At 64.9% G+C, this 19,059-nt stretch carries 21 protein-coding genes and 1 tRNA gene; 10 read left to right on the top strand and 12 right to left on the bottom strand.

The features are described from left to right. Positions 1 to 312 precede the first annotated feature (312 nt). The 4 genes from P1K30_RS10940 to arsB are packed head-to-tail and all read left to right on the top strand — an operon-like array spanning position 313 to position 4,425. Positions 313 to 1,158, top strand: coding sequence for an arsenate reductase/protein-tyrosine-phosphatase family protein (locus P1K30_RS10940; protein WP_275632762.1), 846 nt, complete (start codon positions 313 to 315; stop codon positions 1,156 to 1,158). Then, positions 1,155 to 2,153 carry an ArsJ-associated glyceraldehyde-3-phosphate dehydrogenase gene (locus P1K30_RS10935; protein ID WP_275632761.1) on the top strand — a complete coding sequence of 333 codons (999 nt, stop codon included), beginning with the start codon at positions 1,155 to 1,157 and terminating at the stop codon, positions 2,151 to 2,153. Before P1K30_RS10940 ends, P1K30_RS10935 begins: the two co-directional genes overlap by 4 nt. Beyond that, a complete protein-coding gene (arsJ, locus tag P1K30_RS10930; protein WP_275632760.1) occupies positions 2,150 to 3,418 on the top strand; it encodes an organoarsenical effux MFS transporter ArsJ in 1,269 nt (422 codons plus the stop codon). Before P1K30_RS10935 ends, arsJ begins: the two co-directional genes overlap by 4 nt. Continuing rightward, entirely contained in the window at positions 3,415 to 4,425 is a 1,011-nt protein-coding gene (gene arsB, locus P1K30_RS10925; RefSeq protein ID WP_275632759.1) for an ACR3 family arsenite efflux transporter, read from the top strand. Before arsJ ends, arsB begins: the two co-directional genes overlap by 4 nt. Here arsB and P1K30_RS10920 read toward each other — a convergent pair. The 4 genes from P1K30_RS10920 to P1K30_RS10905 form a co-directional block, all read right to left on the bottom strand. Then, positions 4,422 to 5,354: an L-lactate dehydrogenase gene (locus P1K30_RS10920; RefSeq protein ID WP_275632758.1), complete on the bottom strand. Its 933-nt coding sequence runs from the start codon at positions 5,352 to 5,354 to the stop codon at positions 4,422 to 4,424. The genes arsB and P1K30_RS10920 overlap by 4 nt on opposite strands. Before the next feature lie 68 nt (positions 5,355 to 5,422). After that, a complete protein-coding gene (locus P1K30_RS10915; RefSeq protein ID WP_275632757.1) occupies positions 5,423 to 6,037 on the bottom strand; it encodes an MliC family protein in 615 nt (204 codons plus the stop codon). A gap of 258 nt (positions 6,038 to 6,295) precedes the next feature. Beyond that, positions 6,296 to 6,371 (bottom strand) — tRNA-Ala (locus P1K30_RS10910). 72 nt (positions 6,372 to 6,443) lie between these two features. Next, entirely contained in the window at positions 6,444 to 6,767 is a 324-nt protein-coding gene (locus P1K30_RS10905; protein ID WP_275632756.1) for a TIGR02300 family protein, read from the bottom strand. Between the two features lie 169 nt (positions 6,768 to 6,936). On the opposite strand from P1K30_RS10905, the gene P1K30_RS10900 reads away from it, so the two are divergent. Together P1K30_RS10900 and P1K30_RS10895 are read left to right on the top strand one after the other, a co-directional pair. Further along, complete coding sequence (locus tag P1K30_RS10900; protein WP_275632755.1) at positions 6,937 to 7,629, top strand: M48 family metallopeptidase; 693 nt, start codon at positions 6,937 to 6,939, stop codon at positions 7,627 to 7,629. Positions 7,630 to 7,660: 31 nt separating this feature from the next. Next, entirely contained in the window at positions 7,661 to 8,311 is a 651-nt protein-coding gene (locus P1K30_RS10895) for a GntR family transcriptional regulator (RefSeq protein ID WP_275632754.1), read from the top strand. A gap of 25 nt (positions 8,312 to 8,336) precedes the next feature. Here the strand turns inward: P1K30_RS10895 and P1K30_RS10890 are convergent, their stop codons facing one another. Together P1K30_RS10890 and P1K30_RS10885 are read right to left on the bottom strand one after the other, a co-directional pair. Further along, the gene (locus P1K30_RS10890; protein WP_275632753.1) at positions 8,337 to 8,810 is read right to left on the bottom strand and encodes a hypothetical protein; all 474 of its coding nucleotides are present in this window, start codon (positions 8,808 to 8,810) and stop codon (positions 8,337 to 8,339) included. A 1-nt stretch (position 8,811) separates the two neighbouring features. Next, the gene (locus P1K30_RS10885; protein WP_275632752.1) at positions 8,812 to 9,291 is read right to left on the bottom strand and encodes an RNA pyrophosphohydrolase; all 480 of its coding nucleotides are present in this window, start codon (positions 9,289 to 9,291) and stop codon (positions 8,812 to 8,814) included. Positions 9,292 to 9,493: 202 nt separating this feature from the next. On the opposite strand from P1K30_RS10885, the gene P1K30_RS10880 reads away from it, so the two are divergent. Both P1K30_RS10880 and P1K30_RS10875 read left to right on the top strand, forming a co-directional pair. Continuing rightward, entirely contained in the window at positions 9,494 to 9,910 is a 417-nt protein-coding gene (locus tag P1K30_RS10880; RefSeq protein ID WP_275632751.1) for a nuclear transport factor 2 family protein, read from the top strand. Then, positions 9,907 to 10,800: a polysaccharide deacetylase family protein gene (locus tag P1K30_RS10875; protein ID WP_275632750.1), complete on the top strand. Its 894-nt coding sequence runs from the start codon at positions 9,907 to 9,909 to the stop codon at positions 10,798 to 10,800. The genes P1K30_RS10880 and P1K30_RS10875 overlap by 4 nt, the downstream gene beginning before the upstream one ends. Positions 10,801 to 10,897: 97 nt before the next feature. Here the strand turns inward: P1K30_RS10875 and P1K30_RS10870 are convergent, their stop codons facing one another. Genes P1K30_RS10870 through gpmI form a run of 3 tightly spaced genes read right to left on the bottom strand, consistent with a single transcriptional unit; the run spans position 10,898 to position 14,895 of the window. After that, positions 10,898 to 12,238 (bottom strand): S41 family peptidase, encoded by a 1,341-nt coding sequence (locus P1K30_RS10870; protein WP_275632749.1) that lies wholly within the window; start codon positions 12,236 to 12,238, stop codon positions 10,898 to 10,900. A 15-nt stretch (positions 12,239 to 12,253) separates the two neighbouring features. Further along, on the bottom strand, positions 12,254 to 13,378 hold the full coding sequence (locus P1K30_RS10865) for a murein hydrolase activator EnvC family protein (protein WP_275632748.1): 1,125 nt from the start codon (positions 13,376 to 13,378) through the stop codon (positions 12,254 to 12,256). Continuing rightward, entirely contained in the window at positions 13,375 to 14,895 is a 1,521-nt protein-coding gene (gpmI, locus tag P1K30_RS10860; protein WP_275632747.1) for a 2,3-bisphosphoglycerate-independent phosphoglycerate mutase, read from the bottom strand. The genes P1K30_RS10865 and gpmI overlap by 4 nt, the downstream gene beginning before the upstream one ends. 181 nt (positions 14,896 to 15,076) lie before the next feature. On the opposite strand from gpmI, the gene P1K30_RS10855 reads away from it, so the two are divergent. Further along, complete coding sequence (locus P1K30_RS10855) at positions 15,077 to 15,667, top strand: GNAT family N-acetyltransferase (protein WP_275632746.1); 591 nt, start codon at positions 15,077 to 15,079, stop codon at positions 15,665 to 15,667. A gap of 12 nt (positions 15,668 to 15,679) precedes the next feature. Here the strand turns inward: P1K30_RS10855 and rlmH are convergent, their stop codons facing one another. After that, positions 15,680 to 16,150, bottom strand: a complete 471-nt coding sequence (rlmH, locus tag P1K30_RS10850) for a 23S rRNA (pseudouridine(1915)-N(3))-methyltransferase RlmH (RefSeq protein WP_275632745.1) — start codon at positions 16,148 to 16,150, stop codon at positions 15,680 to 15,682. After that, on the bottom strand, positions 16,150 to 16,518 hold the full coding sequence (gene rsfS, locus P1K30_RS10845; RefSeq protein WP_275632744.1) for a ribosome silencing factor: 369 nt from the start codon (positions 16,516 to 16,518) through the stop codon (positions 16,150 to 16,152). Before rsfS ends, rlmH begins: the two co-directional genes overlap by 1 nt. A gap of 240 nt (positions 16,519 to 16,758) precedes the next feature. Here rsfS and P1K30_RS10840 point away from each other — a divergent pair, with 240 nt between their 5' ends. After that, positions 16,759 to 17,664, top strand: a complete 906-nt coding sequence (locus tag P1K30_RS10840; RefSeq protein ID WP_275632743.1) for a YihY/virulence factor BrkB family protein — start codon at positions 16,759 to 16,761, stop codon at positions 17,662 to 17,664. On the opposite strand, the gene P1K30_RS10835 is transcribed toward P1K30_RS10840, so the two are convergent. Next, positions 17,612 to 18,970, bottom strand: coding sequence for a mechanosensitive ion channel family protein (locus P1K30_RS10835; protein ID WP_275632742.1), 1,359 nt, complete (start codon positions 18,968 to 18,970; stop codon positions 17,612 to 17,614). The genes P1K30_RS10840 and P1K30_RS10835 overlap by 53 nt on opposite strands. Between the last annotated feature and the right edge of the window lie 89 nt (positions 18,971 to 19,059).

The following is a 19,059-nucleotide window of genomic DNA, read 5'->3' as shown; positions in this document are numbered from 1 at the left end:
TGCTGGCTTTCAAAGTGATTACTCCCCCTAAGCAGATTTTTTATATAAAACATGCCGTCCGCATGCAGCATTAGTACACAGTTTTCGAGTTTCGGCAATAAAGGTGGCTGATTTTAAAGGCTTTGGACTGGACCGTTTAAGTTTCATTAACGTAATTTTTAGGGCAATGATTGTGCTCCGTTTTTCCGTCGCGCCGCTAAGATGTGGCAGTCGATCCCCCGCGAAAATCAGCAGCGCGCGACAGGTGCCGAGCGCCGCGTGTAACGCAAAAGCTGGCTTTTCATCGCTATATGTTTCCGATATTCGTGAAATATGGAAAAAGAGATTCCCAACCAGCTTGCCACGCTTGGCCACCCGCAAAGGCTTGCGATTTTCCGTCTGTTGATGCGGCGCTATCCCGATGAGCTTCCGGCAGGAGAGATCGCGCAAGTGCTGGACGTGAAAGCCAGCACACTGTCGGCCTACCTGAACGCGCTCATGGGCGCGGGCCTTGTTGCGCAAAACCGGGTGGGGACGTCCCTGCGTTACGCCATCGACATGAAGTCCGTTCAAGGGATGTTCGGCCACATCCTGAACGACTGCTGTCGTGGCCGCCCCGACCTTTGCATTCCTGTCAGTTCTGCCGAAACGGAGAAGGCGATGACCGACACCGACCAGAAATACAACGTCCTGTTCATCTGTACCGGCAATTCCGCCCGGTCGATCTTTGCCGAGACGATCCTGCGCGAGATCGCGGGCGACCGCTTCAACGCCTATTCCGCCGGTACGCGGCCAACGTCCGAGTTGAACCCGTTCGCGGTCGATCTGCTGCGCCACAAGGGTCACGACATCACGCCGCTGCGGTCGAAGAACATCCAAGAGTTCGCGGGCGAGGGTGCGCCGCGGTTGGACTTCGTGTTCACCGTCTGCGACCGCGCCGCGAACGAGGAATGCCCGGCCTGGACCGGCCAGCCGATCAGCGCACACTGGAGCACGCAAGACCCGGTAAAGGCTGACGGAACCGACGCCGAGAAAAGTCTGGCGTTCCAGCGGGCCTATGGCGCACTGCTGAACCGCATCCGCGCGTTCACTGCCCTGCCCATCACGTCGCTGGACCGAATCTCGCTTCAGGCCGCCGTCGATGACATCGCCCGCACCGGCGAGGGAGAAACCGCGTGACAGTTTATGCGCTGAACGGACTTGGCCGGATGGGCAAACTTGCCTTGCGGCCGCTGCTAGAGGCGGGCGTTCAGATCGCCTGGATCAATGACGCGGTCGGCGATCCGGCGATGCATGCGCACCTGCTGGAATTCGACACGGTGCACGGCCGGTGGCAGGCGGACTTCGCGTCCGACGACGACTCGATCACCATCGACGGCACCCGTCTGCCGGTACATTCCGAGAAGCGGATCGAAGACCTTCCGCTGGACGGCATCGACGTGGTCATCGACTGCACCGGCGTCTTCAAGACCGAGGCCAAGATCGCCCCCTATTTCGCCGCCGGCGTGAAGAAAGTGGTGGTCTCTGCTCCGGTTAAGGACGGGCCGACGGCGAACATCGTTTACGGCGTGAACAACGACGCCTACGACCCGGCGGCCCACGACATCGTCACGGCGGCCAGTTGCACGACCAACTGTCTGGCGCCGGTGGTGAAGGTGATCCACGAGTCGATTGGCATCGCGCATGGCTCGATCACCACGATCCACGACGTGACCAACACGCAAACCATCGTCGATCGCCCCGCCAAGGACCTGCGCCGTGCGCGTTCGGCGCTGAACTCGTTGATCCCGACCACCACCGGGTCGGCCACCGCGATCACGCTGATCTACCCCGAACTCAAGGGCCGACTGAACGGCCACGCGATCCGGGTGCCGCTGTTGAACGCGTCGATCACGGACTGCGTGTTCGAGCTTGAACGCGAGACGACCGCCGAAGAGGTCAACGCACTGTTCAAGGCGGCCGCCGAGGGCGACTTGAAAGGCATCCTTGGGTACGAGGACCGGCCGTTGGTGTCAGCTGACTATGTGAACGACACGCGGTCCTCTATCGTCGATGCGCTGTCGACGATGGTGGTGAACGGCACGCAGGTGAAGATCTACGCGTGGTACGACAACGAAATGGGCTATGCCCACCGGCTGGTGGACGTGGCATTGATGGTCGGGACCCGCCTGTGACCAACACACCCAACGGACTGGCCGCCTACGTCGCGGTGACGGCGGCCTATTGGGCGTTCATGCTGACCGATGGCGCGTTGCGGATGCTGGTGCTGCTGCACTTTCACACGCTGGGCTTTTCGCCGGTGCAATTGGCCTATCTGTTCGTGCTGTACGAGATCGCGGGCATGGTCACCAACCTGTCCGCCGGATGGATCGCCGCACGGTTCGGGCTGACCTCGACGCTGTACGCGGGGCTGGGGGTGCAGGTCTTTGCGCTGTTGGCGCTGTCTCGACTTGACCCAGGCTGGACCGTCGGGGCGTCGGTGGTCTTCGTTATGCTGGTGCAGGGCGCATCGGGCGTGGCCAAGGATCTTGCCAAGATGTCCTCGAAATCGGCGGTGAAGCTTCTTGCGCCGAAAGAGGACGGCGGGCTTTTTCGCTGGGTCGCTGTGCTGACCGGGTCGAAGAACGCGGTGAAGGGGTTCGGGTTCCTGCTGGGCGCGGCGCTGCTGGCCACGGCGGGATTCGTGTGGTCGGTTCTGGCGATGGCGCTGATCCTTGGGCTGATCCTTGTCGCCGTGCTGGTCGCGATGCCGCCGGGGCTGCCAAAGGGCCGCAAGGGCGCGAAATTCTCCGAGGTGTTTTCCAAGTCGCGCAACGTGAACTGGCTATCGGCGGCGCGGGTGTTCCTGTTCGGGGCGCGTGACGTTTGGTTCGTGGTGGGCATTCCCATCTACTTCTACGCGGTCCTCTCGGACGGCAGCGAGACGGGAAACCGAGCCGCGTTCTTCATGATCGGCACCTTCATGGCCGGCTGGATCATCCTGTACGGGTTCGTGCAGGCCAACGCGCCGCGCTTGCTGCGCGCGCGGTCCCGTCCCGAGGCAGAACTCGTCCAAGCCGCGCGCGGCTGGGGCTGGGCGCTGACCGTGGTGCCAGCGGCGATGGCGGTGGCCGTCGCCCTGTCTCCCGGTCCGGCCCTTTGGCTGACGGCGACGCTGGTCGGAGGGCTGCTGGTTTTCGGCGCGATCTTCGCGGTGAACTCGTCGCTGCATTCATATCTCATCCTCACCTTCACGCGGGACGAGCGCGTCACGATGGACGTGGGGTTTTACTACATGGCAAACGCGGGCGGACGGCTGATCGGCACGGTACTGTCGGGGCTGACCTATCAGCTTGGCGGGCTGGCGCTGTGCCTTGGCACCGCTGCGGCCATGGTTGCATTTGGCGCGCTGGCCTCTGGCCAACTGCGCGCGGAAGAAGAACAGGACATCCTAACTTGAGTATCTTCGAACGCTACCTGAGCCTGTGGATCGCGCTGGCGATCGTCGCGGGTATCATCCTTGGTGCTGCCCTTCCCGGCGTGGTGCAGGCCATCGCATCCGCCGAAGTGGCCAGCGTCAACCTTGTCGTCGCCGTGCTGATCTGGGCGATGGTTTATCCCATGATGGTCGGGGTAGAGCCCGGCGCGCTGAAGGGCGTGCTGCGGCAGCCGAAGGGGCTGATGATCACGCTTGTGGTGAACTGGCTGGTCAAGCCGTTCACGATGGCGGCGCTGGCCGTTCTGTTCTTCGAGATCGTCTTTCGCCCGTGGATCGCGCCCGAGGACGCACAGCAGTACATTGCCGGGCTGATCCTGCTGGGGGCGGCACCCTGCACCGCGATGGTCTTCGTCTGGTCGCAGCTGACCCGCGGTGACGAGGGGTACACGCTGTTGCAGGTGTCGGTGAACGACCTTGTGATGGTCGTCGCCTTCGCGCCCATCGTGGCCTTTCTACTGGGGGTCACCGACATCGTCGTCCCGTGGTCGACGCTGATCCTGTCGGTGGTCCTGTTCGTGGCGCTTCCATTGGTTGCGGGGATCTGGACGCGGCGTCGGCTAGGGTCCGAGCCGCGGATCGAAGCGTTCCGCAACCGGGTGAAGCCGTGGTCGGTGATCGGTCTGATCGCGACCGTGGTCATCCTGTTCGGGCTTCAGGGGCAGGTGATCCTCGACCGGCCGCTGGTGATCGTCCTGATCGCGGTGCCGATCCTGATCCAAAGCTACGGGATCTTCGCCGTGGCCTATGCGGCGGCATTCGCGATGAAGGTGCCGCACCGCATCGCGGCGCCCTGCGCGCTGATCGGCACGTCGAACTTCTTCGAACTCGCCGTCGCGGTGGCGATCAGCCTGTTCGGCCTGAACTCGGGCGCGGCGCTGGCCACCGTGGTCGGCGTGCTGGTCGAGGTGCCGGTGATGCTGTCGCTGGTGGCCTTCGCCAACCGGACGCGGGCGCGGTTCCCGGTCTAGCCGGTCAGCTGCGAGGCGGTGTCCTTCAGCGTCTCAGCAGAGGCGCGAAGCGCAGCCGCCTCGCTGTCTTCCAGCGCCGGTGTCAGCGTGTGCAGCACACCGCCCGCGCCGACCACGCGGGGCAGGGACAGGGCCACGTCCGTCACGCCCTGCACCTCGGGCGTCACGATCGACACCGACAGCACCGCGCGCTGATCGTCGCGCACCGCCTGCACGATCCGCGCAAGGCCCGCCCCGATGCCGTACCAGGTCGCGCCCTTGCCCTCGATGATCTTGTAGGCCGCGCGCCGCACGCCTTCGTCGATCCGGGCCTTCACATCGTCCGTCAGCGGACGCCCGATCTGTTGCGCGAAGCTGTCGACCGTCTCGGACCCGGCGCGGGCGTCGCGCCACGCCAGTACCTCGGAGTCGCCGTGTTCGCCCAGCACATAGGCATGGACCGATTGCGCCGCGATCCCAAGATGCCCGCCCAGCAGGCTGCGGAAGCGCGCCGTGTCAAGGATGGTTCCCGACCCGATCACCCGGGCGGGGTCCAGCCCCGAGATCCGCAGCGCCACCTCTGTCATGATGTCCACCGGGTTCGACGCGACCAGCAGCATGGTGTCCGGCGCCGCCTTCAGCACGCTTTCGATGACCTTGCCGAACACCTCGGCGTTTCGGGACAACAGGCTCAGCCGGCTTTCGCCCGGCTTTTGCGCGACCCCGGCGGACAGGATCACGATGCCGGCGCCGTCCAGCGCGTCATAGCCGCCGGCGGTCACTTTGCAGGGGTGCGCGAAAGGGACGGCGTGGGCGATGTCCTCGGCCTGTGCCACGGCCAGCTTTTCGTTCAGGTCGACGAACACGATCTCGCTTGCGCCGCCGCGCAGCGCCAGCGCATAGCCCGCCGCGGACCCGACCATGCCCGCTCCGACAATTCCGACCTTCATGCCTGTCTCCGTTCCCATCCGGTTTCCAAAAGGCTTGCATGGATCGGATCAGGTGAACAGGGCGCAGCCTAGTTCGAAACGGTACAACTCACCTCGGTCCCGTCCGGATCGGGGTCGCGGTAGGTCGCGTCGACGCCTTTGATCCAGATATAGCGTCCGAAACTGCCATCATAGCGGGATCCCGAGGCGGTGACCGACAGCGTCCCCGTGTCGATGGAATCGCCCCGCTCGAACCGGACGCTGGGCAGGGCGGTGTCGAAGTACATCGTCACCACCTCGTTCGCCGGGTTGCCGTCGCATGTCCAGAAGGTCGTCCCCGAGGGGTCTTCCAGCATGAACTGCGTCACCAGTTCCGCCTCGCGACGCTGGTATTCAAAGGCGACGCAGGCGGCCGGATCATCGGCTTTCCAGCACTCGTCCCGCCCTTCGATCCAGCCGATCTGATAGGCTTTCAACTGTGCTTCGGCCTCTGCCGCCCCGGCATCAAGCCCGCGTGCGACCGCCAGTGCGGCGGCATAGCGGTCGGCGACCAGACGATCCAGCGCGGCAAGCTCGGGGGTGTCGCAGACCAGCGTCTCGGCCGTGCTTTGCGCCTTCGCGCAATCGAAGGACGGCCCCTCTTGGGCAAGCACCGGCGCGGCGCAAACGGCAATTATCGGAATCAGAACGGTACGAACCTGCATCGACGTTTCCTCCTGACGTGTGATGGTGCCGTCAGTTTCGGTGCATTCCGGTGAAAATCAATGCGTTTCGACGGGCGTCGTGCGCTGGCCCTTCCCATGAGGAAGCGACCATCCGCATCCGGTTACGACGGAGAGACCGATGTCAGGTGCGTAAGGCTGAGGTAAGCCGAGGCGAGGCAGGTCTGCCGCGATAACACGTTAAACCAGTCGCAGCCCAGTGGCGCGATCAGTCAGCTATCGTGTTGAACGGGAAGGTAATGGTGGAGCCAAGGGGAGTCGAACCCCTGACCTCTTGCATGCCATGCAAGCGCTCTCCCAACTGAGCTATGGCCCCATTGCTGCGGTCCTTGCTGGACCGCTCGCGGGTATTATGACCTTGCGCCGGACAGCGCAAGGGGAAATTTCGTCAGTTTTCGTCGTCTTCGTTGGAAACGTCGGCGATGTCGTCCAGCGAGACGTTGTCGTCATCGTCGTCGTCGTCGAGGAGATCGTCATCGATATCCACATCCGACGAATCGTCGTCTTCCAGTTCGACATCTTCGTCGTCGACCAGTTCGGCTTTCTTGGACTTGTCCGCCTTCTCGGCGATCGAAGTCCGGGATTTCGTGCCGGTGTCCAGGTTCACGACCTCGCCCGTGTAGGGGCTGACGATCGGCGTCCTGTTCAGATCGTAAAAGCGTTTGCCGGTCGTCGGGCAAACTCGCTTGGTACCCCATTCTTCCTTGGGCATATGTATCCTCTCAAGAGCTCGGTAGCAGCGTGTCGTTGAATTGCGGTCCCCTGCCACAGCCGGGAACCACTGTCAAAGCCTTTTCGGGACGGCCCGCAAGGGCTTTTTGCGATGGTCAGCCGGTGCGCGGGCGCGTTATTCTGACCGAAAGGCAGATCGAGGCAGTCATATGGGGCAGGCGGTGCTTCCCGGCAACCCTCCGGTAGAAATCACCCTGCGCCGTTCGGCGCGGGCGCGGCGGGTGTCGTTGCGGGTCTCGGCGCTGGACGGGCGGGTGACTCTGTCGATGCCGAACCACATGGACGAGGCAGAGGCGCTGAACTTCGCCCGCGAGAAATCGGGTTGGATTCGCAGTCATCTGGCGCGGCAGGACGCCCCTGTCGACGTCGGGCTGGGCGCGACCGTGATGGTGCGCGGGCAGGATGTCGTCGTCACGGGCGCGCGGGTCCGGCGGGTAAGCCTGCAGGATGGCGCGCTGCTGGTGCCGGACAACGCCGACATGGCGGCGGCGCGGGTCCGGGCATGGCTGCGGCTGGACGCGAAGACCCGGCTTGCAGAGGCGGTCGACCGCTATGCGGCGCGGGCCGGGCGGAAGGTGGGGCGGATTACGCTGCGTGACACCCGGTCGCGCTGGGGGTCCTGCACGGCCACCGGCAACCTCAATTTCTCCTGGCGGCTTGCAATGGCGCCGCCAGAGGCGCTGGACTACGTCGCCGCGCACGAGGTGGCGCATCTGGTCGAGATGAATCACTCTGCCGCATATTGGCGCGTGGTGGCGCGCATCTGTCCCGACTATGAAACGCCGCGGCGTTGGCTGAAGACGCAGGGTCACAGCCTGCACCGCTACCGCTTCGGCGATTGACCAGACCCGTTCCGAGCCGCACGATATTCCGATGCTGATCCAGTCACGCCCCGGCGAAACCTCGCAATCTGCCCACGAACGGGTTTACCGCCACCTGCGCACGCGGATCATGCACGGTGAACTGGCGCCGGGTACGGCGCTGACGCTGCGCGGAATCGGCAAGGACTATGGCGTGTCGATGACCCCCGCGCGCGAGGCGGTGCGCAGGCTTGCGGCAGAGGGGGCGCTGATGCTGTCGTCCTCCGGCCGTGTGTCCACGCCTGAGCTGTCCAACGAACGGATCGAGGAACTGGCGGCCCTGCGCGCGCTGATCGAGACAGAGCTTGCCAGCCGCGCCCTTCCGCGCGCCCACATCGCGCTGATCGACCGATTGAACGCGATCAACGGTCAGATTGCCGAGGCCGTCGCGAAGCACGACGCCGTGGCCTACATCCGGCTGAACCTTGAATTCCACCGCACCCTGTACCTGCGTGCGCAGGCGCCCGCGATGCTGGCGATGGCGGAAACGGTCTGGCTGCAACTGGGGCCGACGATGCGCAAGCTGTACGGGCGGCTTCAGCGGACAGAGGTGCCGCAGCAGCACAAGCTGATCGTCGCGGCGCTGCGCGCGGGCGATGAACCGGGGCTGCGGCTGTCCATTCGCACGGACGTCACGCAGGGCCTGCGGATGCTGGTGACCTGATCCCCGCCGCCGCGCGCCGCCGGTGTCAGCTGGCGGTGCAGCCCTTCTCGAAGCAGGTGGTGATCGCTTCGATGTGTTCTTCTGTCGGGTCGGTGAACAGGTTCCCTTGGCACGCGTTCAGCAGCAGCGTCGGCTTGCCGCCGTCAGGGTCGCGCTGCAGGAACGTAAGCACCTCGGTGTCCATCGGCAATTCGGCGCACCATTCGGCGGTGCAGGTCTCGACGATGCGGACCGGCGCGTTCATCCGCTCTTCCGGGCCGTTCGCGAAGATCGTCCAGCCAGAAAAATACGCCTCGTAGCTGCGGGGCTCGCCCCCGGTGGTACCTCCGGGGCGGGGACCCGGCCCGTCCGAGAACTGGCCCTGCACGATGACATAGACCTCGTCCGCGGCGGCGGCGTCCGAGAAGGCGGCGACGATGTTCGGCTGCAGGCAGGACAGGGCGGTCGCCGGACCGGCCAGCGCAAGCGACAGGGCGGCGGCAATCAGGGCTTTCGGCATTTCACAACTCCTTCCGGAACGTGGCAAGGACAGTCTCGTAGACGGTGCGCTTGAACGGCACGATGGATCTGATCAGAGCGTCGGGATCCATCCATTGCCAGCGCGAGAACTCCGGGTGCTCGGTCTCGATCGTGATGGCATCGTCCGGGCCGTCGAACCGCAGCAGATACCAAAGCTGTTTCTGCCCCCGGAAACGCCCCTTCCACACCTTGCCCAAAAGCTCGGGCGGAAGGTCGTAGGTGATCCAGTCGGGCGTGACGGCCTCTACCTCGACAAGGTCCGAGGTGACGCCGGTCTCTTCCCAAAGCTCGCGCAGGGCCGCGTCTTCCGGATCCTCGCCCTTGTCGATCCCGCCCTGCGGCATCTGCCATGCGCCGGGCGTGTCGATCCGTTCACCGGCGAACAGCAGACCCTGCGGGTTCGCAAGCACGACGCCCACGCAGGGACGATAGGGAAGGGCTTCCTTGTCTTCGGGGGTCATGTCGGCCTCGGCGTCTGTTCCGCCCCAAGGTAGGGCAGGCGGGCGACGAGTAAAAGCGCACATCACGCAAGTCTGAGCGCCCGAAATTTCGCCGAACGTTCGTTGCCGGACGGCCCGACTTGGGGCTTGCGCCCGGATACGGTTGTACACCGTCCGGTGCGCGGCGTAGGTCCGTTAAGACCCGTTCAAAAGGAGATCCGCGATGACGGATGCCACAGCCGAGGCCCGGCAGATCGTCGAGGCTTATCTTGAGAAAAGCATGATCCCGGACCCGGAAGGCGCCGCGGCCTACCTGTCCGACGATTTCAAGATGACCTTCACCGGTGGGCGCAAGCTTGGCGGACCCGCCGACAGCGCCGCCTTCAACGCGAAACGCTATGCGTGGGTCAAGAAGCGGTTCCTGCGCACCGATGCGGCGCTGGATGCCGAGACGGGCGATGTTCTGGTGTTCAACACCGGCCACCTGTACGGCGAATGGCCCGACGGCACACCGTTCGACGGCAACCGTTACATCGACATCTTCACCGTGCGCGACGGCAAGATCGTGTCCACCGATGTGTGGAACGACAGCGCCGAGATCCTGCTGGACCGCGCCGGACTGTCGGAGGCGCCGCTGTGACGCTTCCGGGCCATGACCGCTATGACTATGTGCCGATCACGCGCCGCCCCGATTTCGACTGGCCCGGTGGACGCAAGCTGGCCGTCTATCTGGGGCTGAACCTTGAACATTTCGCCTATGGCGAGGGGCTGGGTGCCGAACTTGCGCCCGGCGGGCCGCAGCCGGACATCCTGAACTACGCGTGGCGCGACTATGGCAACAGGGTCGGGGCGTGGCGGATGCTGGAGCTTCTGGAAGAGCTGGACCTGCCCGCGACCGTGCTCGCGAACAGCGCGATGTACGACTATGCGCCCGAACTGATGGACGCGCACCGCGCGCGGGGGGACGAGATCGCGGGCCACGGGCGCACCAACAGCGAGCGGCAGAGCGTGCTAGAGCCCGACGCCGAACGCGCGCTGATCGCCGAGGCGACGGACGTGCTGACGAAGGCCGAAGGGATCGCGCCGCGCGGCTGGCTTAGCCCATGGATCGCGGAAAGCCGCGTTACGCCGGATCTGCTGACCGGGGCCGGTTATCGCTATACCCTGAACTGGTGCATGGACGATCAGCCCGTCTGGATGCGGACCGAGAATGGGCCGCTGCTGGCTGTTCCCTACCCGCAAGAGGTCAACGACATCCCGTCGGTCGTGGGGCGCAAGGATGGCGCCGCGCAGTTCGCGGACATGGTCATCGATAACTTCGACGAAATGCTGGACCAGTCGGCGCGGCAGCCTCTTGTGATGGGCATCGCGCTGCACCCCTACATCGTCGGCCAGCCGTATCGGTTGCGGCATTTGCGGCGGGCGCTGGCACATATCGTGGCCCGCCGCGATGAGATCTGGATCACGACCGCAGGCGCGGTGTTCGACCGGTTCGCAGAAATCGTGTCGCCGCCAAGCAACGCCAGCTAGACGCGGCCGCGCGCCATACCCGCAAAGGAAAACCCCGCCAGAGCGATCTGGCGGGGTTTCTTTGTCTTCGGGCGCCCCGCAAAGGGGCGCGCCGCGCTTACTGCTGGGCCGCGTCGATTGCGGCAAGGCCGTGCAGCAGGTCGATCGCATAGCTGAGCTGGAAGTCTTCCTCGCGCAGCTCGGCGGACGCCTCTGCCTGTGCCTGCTCTTCTTCGATCTGCCGACGCTCGTCCTCGGTCAGCGAGTCATTGTCGAGCGCGCCGCGCAGGTCGGCCTCGGAGCGCAGGGGACGTGCGACGCTTTCTTCGTCGGTCTCCTCGTCCGGGCGGGTCGGAGGCTGCGCCACGACGATGTCGGGCGACACGCCAAGCGCCTGGATCGAGCGGCCGGACGGAGTGTAGTACCGCGCGGTGGTCAGGCGCATCGCACCGTCGCCCCGAAGCGGCATCACCGTCTGGACCGAGCCCTTGCCGAACGACTTGGTGCCGACGACGATTGCGCGGCGGTGATCCTGCAGCGCGCCGGCGACGATCTCGGACGCCGAGGCAGAGCCGCCGTTGATCAGCACTACCATCGGCAGGCCTTCGGCCAGATCGCCGGGCGCGGCGTTGTAGCGTTCGCCGTCCTGCGGGTCGCGGCCACGGGTCGACACGATTTCGCCAGCGTTCAGGAAGGCATCGGACACTTTGATCGCCTGCGTCAGCAGACCACCCGGGTTGTTGCGCAGGTCCAGAACGAAGCCGTCGACGTTGTCGAAGCCGCCCAGTTCCTCAACCGCTTCCAGCAGGCCGGATTCGAGGTTGGGGAAGGTCTGGTCGTTGAATGTCGACACACGCATAACGACCGTCTTGCCCTCGACGCGGGTGCGGACCGCGGTCAGCTTGATGGTGTCGCGGATGATCGACACGTCGAACGGTTCTTCGGTGCCTTCGCGCACGACGGTGATGATGATCTCGGACCCGACCGGGCCGCGCATCATTTCGACCGCCTCGTCCAGCGTCAGGCCAAGAACGGATTCGCCGTCGACGTGGGTGATGTAGTCACCGGCTTCGATCCCGGCGTCGTCGGCGGGCGTGTCGTCGATGGGCGACACCACCTTAACGAAGCCCTCTTCCTGCGTCACCTCGATGCCGAGACCGCCGAATTCGCCGCGCGTCTGCACGCGCATGTCGGCGGCATCGTCGGGCGACAGGTAGCTGGAATGCGGGTCAAGCGAGGTCAACATGCCGTTGATCGCGGCCTCGATCAGCTCGCCCTCGTCCACTTCTTCAACGTACTGTGCGCGGATGCGTTCGAAGATGTCCCCGAACAGATCAAGCTGTTCGTATACGGAACTGTCACGTTCGCCTTCCTGGGCCAGCAGCGGTCCTGCGATCTGCGTGGTGGCGATCACCCCCGCAAGGGTCCCCGCCACGGCAGCCATCACGAATTTCTTCATACGGTCCTCGTGTTCTCAATCAATGGCGAACCACTGGCCCGGGTTGATCGGGTCGTCGCCCTGCCTTGCCTCTATATAAAGCGTTTCCGTGCGGTTTACGCCACCGAGTTCCGGTGCGCCCGCGGCAAACGCGGCTTCGTCTGGTGCATTTCCACCCATGAGACCAACTGGAGCGCCGGCCGGCAGCACCTCTCCAAGTTCCCCATACACCTCTTCGAGCCCGGCCAGAACAAGCAGATAACCGCCCCCGGGCTCAAGGATCATCACATTTTTGTAGTCGAGAAGGGGCCCAAGGTAGCGGATTGTCGCCGGCCAAGGGGTCGTCACAAGCGCGCGGGGCTCTGTCGCAACCACGATTCCGGGGCGGACGATACCCGCCGCGTCGGCCTCGTTCGCGCGGCGAAGGACCGTGCCCGCGACCGGCAGCGGAAGGCCGCCGCGCGAGGGATCGAACTCGGGAAGTTCGGGGCCTTCGTCGCCCAGTTCGGTCAGGCCCGACGCGAAACCCTGCAGGGTTTCGGCGCTATCGATCAGCCGGGCCAGTGCCTCGGGGTCGGTCAGGAACCGTTGCGGCAGGTCGACCCGGTTCTGGATCGCCTGACTTAGGGCGGTGCGCGCCTCTTGCACGCCAGCCAGACCCTCTTGCACCGTCTCCGCCGCGCTTTCCTGCAAGGTTCGCAGCAGCGCGATCTCTTCCAGATGGCGGCGCAGCACCTCGGCCTCGCGTTGCAGGGCCGGGGTCACGGCGCTGACCATCATGCCAGAGCGGGCGGTGCCCACGGGGCCGGACGGATGCATCAGCAGCAGCGGCGCCGGAGAGCCTTCGATGGATTGCAGCACGCCAACCAGCCGCATGACCTTCTCGCGCTGGGCTTCGAACCGCTGGCGCATTGCGTCCTCGCGGATCGCGGCGCGGCGCAGGCCCTCGCGCAGGGCGATCAGGCCGTTTTCATACGCACGGATCGTCATGGTCAGGGCGCGCACCCTGTCGTCGGCCCGCTCGGCGGCGGCCAACGCGTTCTGCGCGGCCTCAAGCTGGCCTGCCGCGCGCCGCGCCACCAGTTCCAGATCCTCGATCGGCTGCGCCGAGACCAGCGCAGGCCAAAGGACAAGGAAGGGCAGAAGGCGGCGAAGCCTCATTTTTTAAGAAGGCTCACGCCGGTCATTTCCTCGGGCTGCGGCTGGCCCATCAGGTCCAGAACCGTTGGCGCAAGATCGGACAGCCGCCCGTCCCGCAGGCTGGCGCCATCCGGTCCACCGTGGACGATGACGGGCACAAGGTTCGTGGTGTGCGCCGTGTGCGGCCCGCCAGAGTCGGGATCGACCATCGTTTCGCAGTTGCCGTGGTCGGCGGTGACGACGATGGCGCCGCCCGCCTTGTCCAGCGCCTCGATGGCGCGGCCCAGTCCGGCATCGACCGCCTCGCAGGCCTTGATCGCCGCGTCGAGGTCTCCGGTATGGCCCACCATGTCGGGGTTCGCGAAGTTCACCACGATCAGGTCGAACCCTGCCTCGATGGCCTCGACGAACTTGTCCGACACTTCGGGTGCGCTCATCTCGGGCTGCAGGTCATAGGTGGCGACGTTGGGCGACTTGGGCATGTACCTCTCCTCGCCCTCGTACGGGGTTTCGACCCCGCCGTTCAGGAAGAACGTGACATGCGGATACTTCTCAGTCTCGGCCAGACGGAATTGCGTCAGGCCCTGTTTCGACACCCATTCGCCCAGCGTGTTGACGATCTTCCGCTTCGGATAAGCGGTCGTCATATAGTCGTTGTGGCTGTCCGAGTATTCGACCATCCCCAACAGCGCGGCATAGTCGGGGCGGTCGCCGGTTTCGAACGCGTCGAAGCCGGGTTCGCCGATGGCGCGCAGGATCTCGCGGGCGCGGTCGGCGCGGAAGTTGATGAAGAAGACGCCGTCGCCATCCTTGATGCCGTCAAAGCCGTCGATCACGGTGGGGGCGACGAACTCGTCCGTCTCGCCCCGCTCGTAGGCAGCGGCGATCGCGGCGTCGGCGCTGTCGGCGGTTTCGCCCTTGGCGTTGACCATCGCGTCATAAGCCTTGCTGACCCGGTCCCAGCGGTTGTCGCGGTCCATAGCGAAATAGCGCCCGGTGACAGAGGCGACGGTGACGCCTTCGGGCAGGTCGTCGATGAACTTCGCAACCTGCTCGCGCGCCGATTTCGGCGGCACGTCGCGGCCGTCGGTGATGACATGGACCGTCACAGGCACACCCTTGCCGGTCAGCAGCTTTGCCGCGGCGACGATGTGGTCTTGGTGCGCGTGCACGCCGCCGGGGGACGTCAGACCCATCAGATGCGCGGTGCCGCCCGAGTCCTTCAGCGTGTCCGCAAAGGCGGCGATGGACTCGTTTTCAAAAAAGCTCCGGTCCTCGATGGCAAGGTCGATCTGGCCAAGGTCCATCGCCACGACGCGGCCTGCGCCGATGTTGGTGTGGCCGACTTCCGAGTTGCCCATCTGGCCGGTGGGCAGGCCCACATCGGGGCCGTAGGTCACAAGGAAGGCGTGCGGGCAGGTGGACCACAGCCGGTCGAACGTGGGTGTGTCGGCAAGGGCGGGCGCGTTCGCCGTGCGATCCTCGCGATAGCCCCAGCCGTCAAGAATGCACAGAACCACGGGTTTCGGATGCGTCATGAGGGTTCTCCTGCCTGTCGCCTAGGGTTCTACGCCCGGAACGAGGGGGATTTGAACCGCTTTTTCCCGGCTGCCCGGACGTCAGCGCGCGGCGATCCGCTAACCCGGTCACAATTTGCGCGACCGGGCTGCACTTCGCCGCGTGCGGGTTTAGGTAGGCGGCACCACTCAAGGACATCCTATGCACGCGATCGAAACCAAACGCCTTATCCTGACGCGGGCGGCGCCGGCCGACGCAGCGGCGCTGGCGCGCTTCTCTACACGCAACGCGGATCACCTGTCCCGATGGGAGCCGACGCGCCCCGACGGCTATTATTCCGAAACCGCGTGGCACAACCGGCTTACGGCCTATGCGCCCGACATCCGCGCGGGGCGCTATCTGCCGCTGGTCCTGCGGTTCCATGACCAGCCCGACGTGGTCGGCACGGCCAACCTGTCGAACATCGTGCGCGGCGAGTTTCAGGCCTGTCACCTTGGCTATGCGGTGGACGCCGAGCAAGAGGGGCAGGGCGTCATGTCCGAGGCTTTGCGCGCCGTTCTGGACCACGCTTTCGGTGCCATGAGCCTGAATCGCGTCATGGCGAACTATCTGCCGGAGAACATGCGCTCGGCCGCGCTGCTGGCGCGGCTGGAGTTCGAGCGTGAAGGCTATGCGAAGCGATACCTGAAGATTGCGGGGGAATGGCGCGACCATGTCCTGACCGCGAAACTGGCGCCGCAGCCGGAAGAGCTTGCCGACCGGGCGTCCACACCGGGTGCTGTCGGGGCGTAAAAGCCCGCGCCGTCAGGCCCGGTGATAGGGGCTGTTCGCAAGGATCGCGGCGGCGCGGTACAGCTGTTCGGTCAGCATCACGCGGACCAGCATATGCGGCCAGACCATCGCACCGAAACTAAGCGCAAAGTCGGCCTCGGCCCGCAGGGACGGGTCGATGCCGTCGGCACCGCCGATCACGAAGGCGGCGTCCTGCACGCCTTCGTCCCGCCAGCGGGCAAGGTGATCCGCGAATTTTGGGGAAGTCAGCACGCGCCCGCGCTCGTCCAGCACCGCGAACTTGCCGCCCTTGGGCAGCGCGCGACGCAAAAGCTCGGCTTCGGCGGCCATGCCGCCGCCTTTGCGGTCTTCGACCTCTGTCACGCTTGCGGGGCCAAGCCCCAAGGCGCGCCCGGTCCGGTCGAACCGGGTGAGGTAATCATCGACCAGCGCGCGCTCGGGGCCGGTGCGAAGCCGGCCCACGGCGCAAATGGAAAGACGCATCAGATCTTGGCGACGACCGCTTCGCCGGGATCCATCCACATCTTTTCGAGCTGGTAGAACTCGCGGACTTCCGGGCGGAAGACATGGACGATGATATCGCCCGCGTCGATCAGTACCCAGTCGCCGGCGTCCTTGCCCTCGACCTTGCAGGCCGTGCCGAACTTCTCTTTCAGACGTTCGGTCAGTTTCTCAGAGATCGACGCGACCTGACGCGACGACCGCCCAGAGGCGATCACCATGAAGTCCGCCATCTCGGACTTGCCATGCAAGTTGATCGAGACCACGTCCTCGGCCTTGTCGTCTTCGAGTGAGGAAAGGATACCTTCAAGCAGCATGTCGCTTGAAACCTGCTCCGGAATGTCGGTCATCGGAGCACCGCTAACGAGCCGTTCATCGCCCGTCGTTGCCGTGTAAGACAGGACATCGTCCTCCTTCGCTTCGCGCCGCAAAACCCCGGCGCCGGGTATGGTCCAAGACTAGCACCTGAATGGCACCATCTCAATGTTTCCGGCGGATCGCCGTGAATCCGCGCTGGAAATCGCCCGGTATTGCAGCAAATAGGTGTCTGAGCGTTAACAAACAAGACCGACAGGGGCACGGCCGACCGCATGGCATTATGGAAATACGTGAAACCGGTATGGAAGATCGGAGCAGGGGTCGGGAACGCGATTGCGGACCGGAACCTTGACCTGATCGCTGCCGGGGTCGCGTTTTACTCTATGTTTGCGATCTTTCCTGCGGTGGCCGCGATCATTGCGCTGTGGGGCTTCCTGGCCAGCCCGGACATCGTCGAAGAGCAATTGATGATGATGCGGGCCTTCGTGCCCCCGGATGCTTTCTCGTTGCTGGAAGGCCAGCTTGACCGGCTGATTATCGCCAACAACAGTACATTGGGCTGGGCGACACTGATTTCGACCACGGTTGCTCTTTGGTCGACGCGGGCCGGGGTGGCGGCGCTGACCCGCGGATTGAACACGGCTTACGGGACGATTCCACGGGCGGGGTTCTGGGGGTTTGCGTGGGCGCTGGTGATGACCGGGCTGCTGGTTCTTGTGGCTCTGCTGGCGCTGGCGTCCATCGTGGTGCTGCCGCTTCTGCTGGCCATCTTTCCGCAAGGCCGCTTCACCGAGGCCGTGCTGACCGTCGCGCAATGGACCCTGACGGGCGGCGTCGCGCTGGGCACCATCGGGCTGCTGTACCGATACGCACCCAATCACCGGGGGCGGCGTCCGCGCTGGCTGTCGCTGGGTGCGATCCTTGCGCTGTCCGCATGGGCGCTGGCATCTGCAGCCTTCACGATCTACCTGCGGAATTTCGGCAGCTATAACGAGATCTACGGCTCGATCGGTGCGGTGATCGCCCTGTTGATGTGGTTCTTCATCTCGGCTTTCTCGGTCCTGCTGGGGGCTGCGGTGAACGCCGAAATCGACGACCGGTATCCGCGCGAACGGGCGCGCAGGTTCAATCGACTGCGCCGCCGTCTGGTGGACGGGTCCCAGCCTCCGGCCGAGTGACAAGGCTGCTGCCCTCCAGCACCTTCACCTCGCGCTGCGGGAACGGGATCGAGATGCCGTTTTCCTTGAACGCGTCCCACAACGCCAAGTAGACATTGCCACGGATGTTGGTCAGCCCGCCGGTCGGATCGGTGATCCAGAACCGCAGGATGTAGTCCACGCTGCTGTCCCCGAAGCCGACGATGTGGCACACGGGCGGTCGGTCCGCCAGCACCCGGTTGACGCTTGCGGCCGCCTCGATCGCGACCTTTCGCACAAGGTGGGGATCGTCCGCGTAGGCGGTGCCGAAGTAGATGTCGAGCCGCACGAACTCGTTCTGGTGCGACCAGTTCACGACCTGCCCGGTGATCAGGTCTTCGTTCGGGATCAGGTATTCCTTGCCGTCCCGCGTGGTGATCGAGACGTAGCGTGCGCCCAGTGCGGTGATCCAGCCGAAGGTTTCGCCTAGGCTGATGACGTCGCCGGGCTTCACCGACTTGTCCAGCAGGATGATCACGCCGGACACAAGGTTCGACACGACCTTCTGCAACCCAAAGCCCAGCCCGACGCCGACCGCACCCGACAACACGGCAAGGCCGGTCAGGTCGAAGCCAACCGCCTTCAGGCCGATAAAGAAGGCCGCCGAGAACAGCACGATCTGCACGATCTTCACCAGCAGGACCTGCATGGACGGCGAAATGTCGTCGTTCCTGCGGATCCGGGCCGATGTTGTGCCCGCCAGCATCCGGGCGAAGGTAAACAGCAGGGCGGTGACCACCAGCGCCTTCAGGATCGCCAGCGCGGACAGCCGGAAGTCCCCGAACTGGATGGCGATCCCGTCAAGAACGTCGGACGCCTCGTCGGTCAGGCCAAGGAAATACAGCGTCACCCAGACCCAAAGCCCCCACGACACCATGCGCCGCAGCAGCGGGTTGCGCACCAGCCGCGTGGTCAGCGAGACGATCAGCCACGCGGTCGCGATGCTGGCGACCAGCGCAAGGATGTACCGGCGGGACGGGAAGGTGGTGATCATCCGCATCCCGGCCACGGACAGCCACGCTAGCAGGATGAAATACATCAGCCAAAGGCGTTTCTCGACCAGCAGCACGAACCGAAGCCGCCATTTCGGCCAGCCCTCAAGCCCACGCATCCACGCCCGCATCCGGGGCAGGGTGGCGCGTGCAAAGCCCCACGATACGGCGACACAGACAAGAAGGATCGCGATCTGCGTCAGCCGCGACGGCAGAAGCAGGTTGCGCGACTGCGCCACCAGCATCGTCCACAGCTCTGTCAGCATGGCGACGAAGCTTTGAAGTTCCTGTTCCATCGCGTCCTCCTGCACGAAAACTGGCGCGGTTCGGCCCGTTCGGCAAGTTTTTCCGTGGGTTGCGTGTCGGTCGGGGCGGCCGCGCCCGC

This window comes from Psychromarinibacter halotolerans (assembly GCF_029168315.1).
Classification (GTDB): Bacteria; Pseudomonadota; Alphaproteobacteria; order Rhodobacterales; family Rhodobacteraceae; genus Psychromarinibacter; species Psychromarinibacter halotolerans.
The sequence above is the reverse complement of the archived record's forward strand: the minus strand, read 5'-3'. Positions and strand labels throughout refer to the sequence as shown.

Coding starts and splice junctions, on each gene's coding strand:
- P1K30_RS10905 (WP_275632756.1), bottom strand. CDS start 6,767: ATGCCCAAGGAAGAATGGGGTACCAAGCGAGTTTGCCCGACGACCGGC.
- P1K30_RS10870 (WP_275632749.1), bottom strand. CDS start 12,238: ATGAAGAAATTCGTGATGGCTGCCGTGGCGGGGACCCTTGCGGGGGTG.
- P1K30_RS10840 (WP_275632743.1), top strand. CDS start 16,759: ATGGCATTATGGAAATACGTGAAACCGGTATGGAAGATCGGAGCAGGG.
- P1K30_RS10915 (WP_275632757.1), bottom strand. CDS start 6,037: ATGCAGGTTCGTACCGTTCTGATTCCGATAATTGCCGTTTGCGCCGCG.
- P1K30_RS10900 (WP_275632755.1), top strand. CDS start 6,937: ATGGGGCAGGCGGTGCTTCCCGGCAACCCTCCGGTAGAAATCACCCTG.
- P1K30_RS10920 (WP_275632758.1), bottom strand. CDS start 5,354: ATGAAGGTCGGAATTGTCGGAGCGGGCATGGTCGGGTCCGCGGCGGGC.
- P1K30_RS10880 (WP_275632751.1), top strand. CDS start 9,494: ATGACGGATGCCACAGCCGAGGCCCGGCAGATCGTCGAGGCTTATCTT.
- gpmI (WP_275632747.1), bottom strand. CDS start 14,895: ATGACGCATCCGAAACCCGTGGTTCTGTGCATTCTTGACGGCTGGGGC.
- P1K30_RS10865 (WP_275632748.1), bottom strand. CDS start 13,378: ATGAGGCTTCGCCGCCTTCTGCCCTTCCTTGTCCTTTGGCCTGCGCTG.
- P1K30_RS10855 (WP_275632746.1), top strand. CDS start 15,077: ATGCACGCGATCGAAACCAAACGCCTTATCCTGACGCGGGCGGCGCCG.
- P1K30_RS10895 (WP_275632754.1), top strand. CDS start 7,661: ATGCTGATCCAGTCACGCCCCGGCGAAACCTCGCAATCTGCCCACGAA.
- rsfS (WP_275632744.1), bottom strand. CDS start 16,518: ATGACCGACATTCCGGAGCAGGTTTCAAGCGACATGCTGCTTGAAGGT.
- P1K30_RS10890 (WP_275632753.1), bottom strand. CDS start 8,810: ATGCCGAAAGCCCTGATTGCCGCCGCCCTGTCGCTTGCGCTGGCCGGT.
- P1K30_RS10835 (WP_275632742.1), bottom strand. CDS start 18,970: ATGGAACAGGAACTTCAAAGCTTCGTCGCCATGCTGACAGAGCTGTGG.
- P1K30_RS10885 (WP_275632752.1), bottom strand. CDS start 9,291: ATGACCCCCGAAGACAAGGAAGCCCTTCCCTATCGTCCCTGCGTGGGC.
- P1K30_RS10940 (WP_275632762.1), top strand. CDS start 313: ATGGAAAAAGAGATTCCCAACCAGCTTGCCACGCTTGGCCACCCGCAA.
- rlmH (WP_275632745.1), bottom strand. CDS start 16,150: ATGCGTCTTTCCATTTGCGCCGTGGGCCGGCTTCGCACCGGCCCCGAG.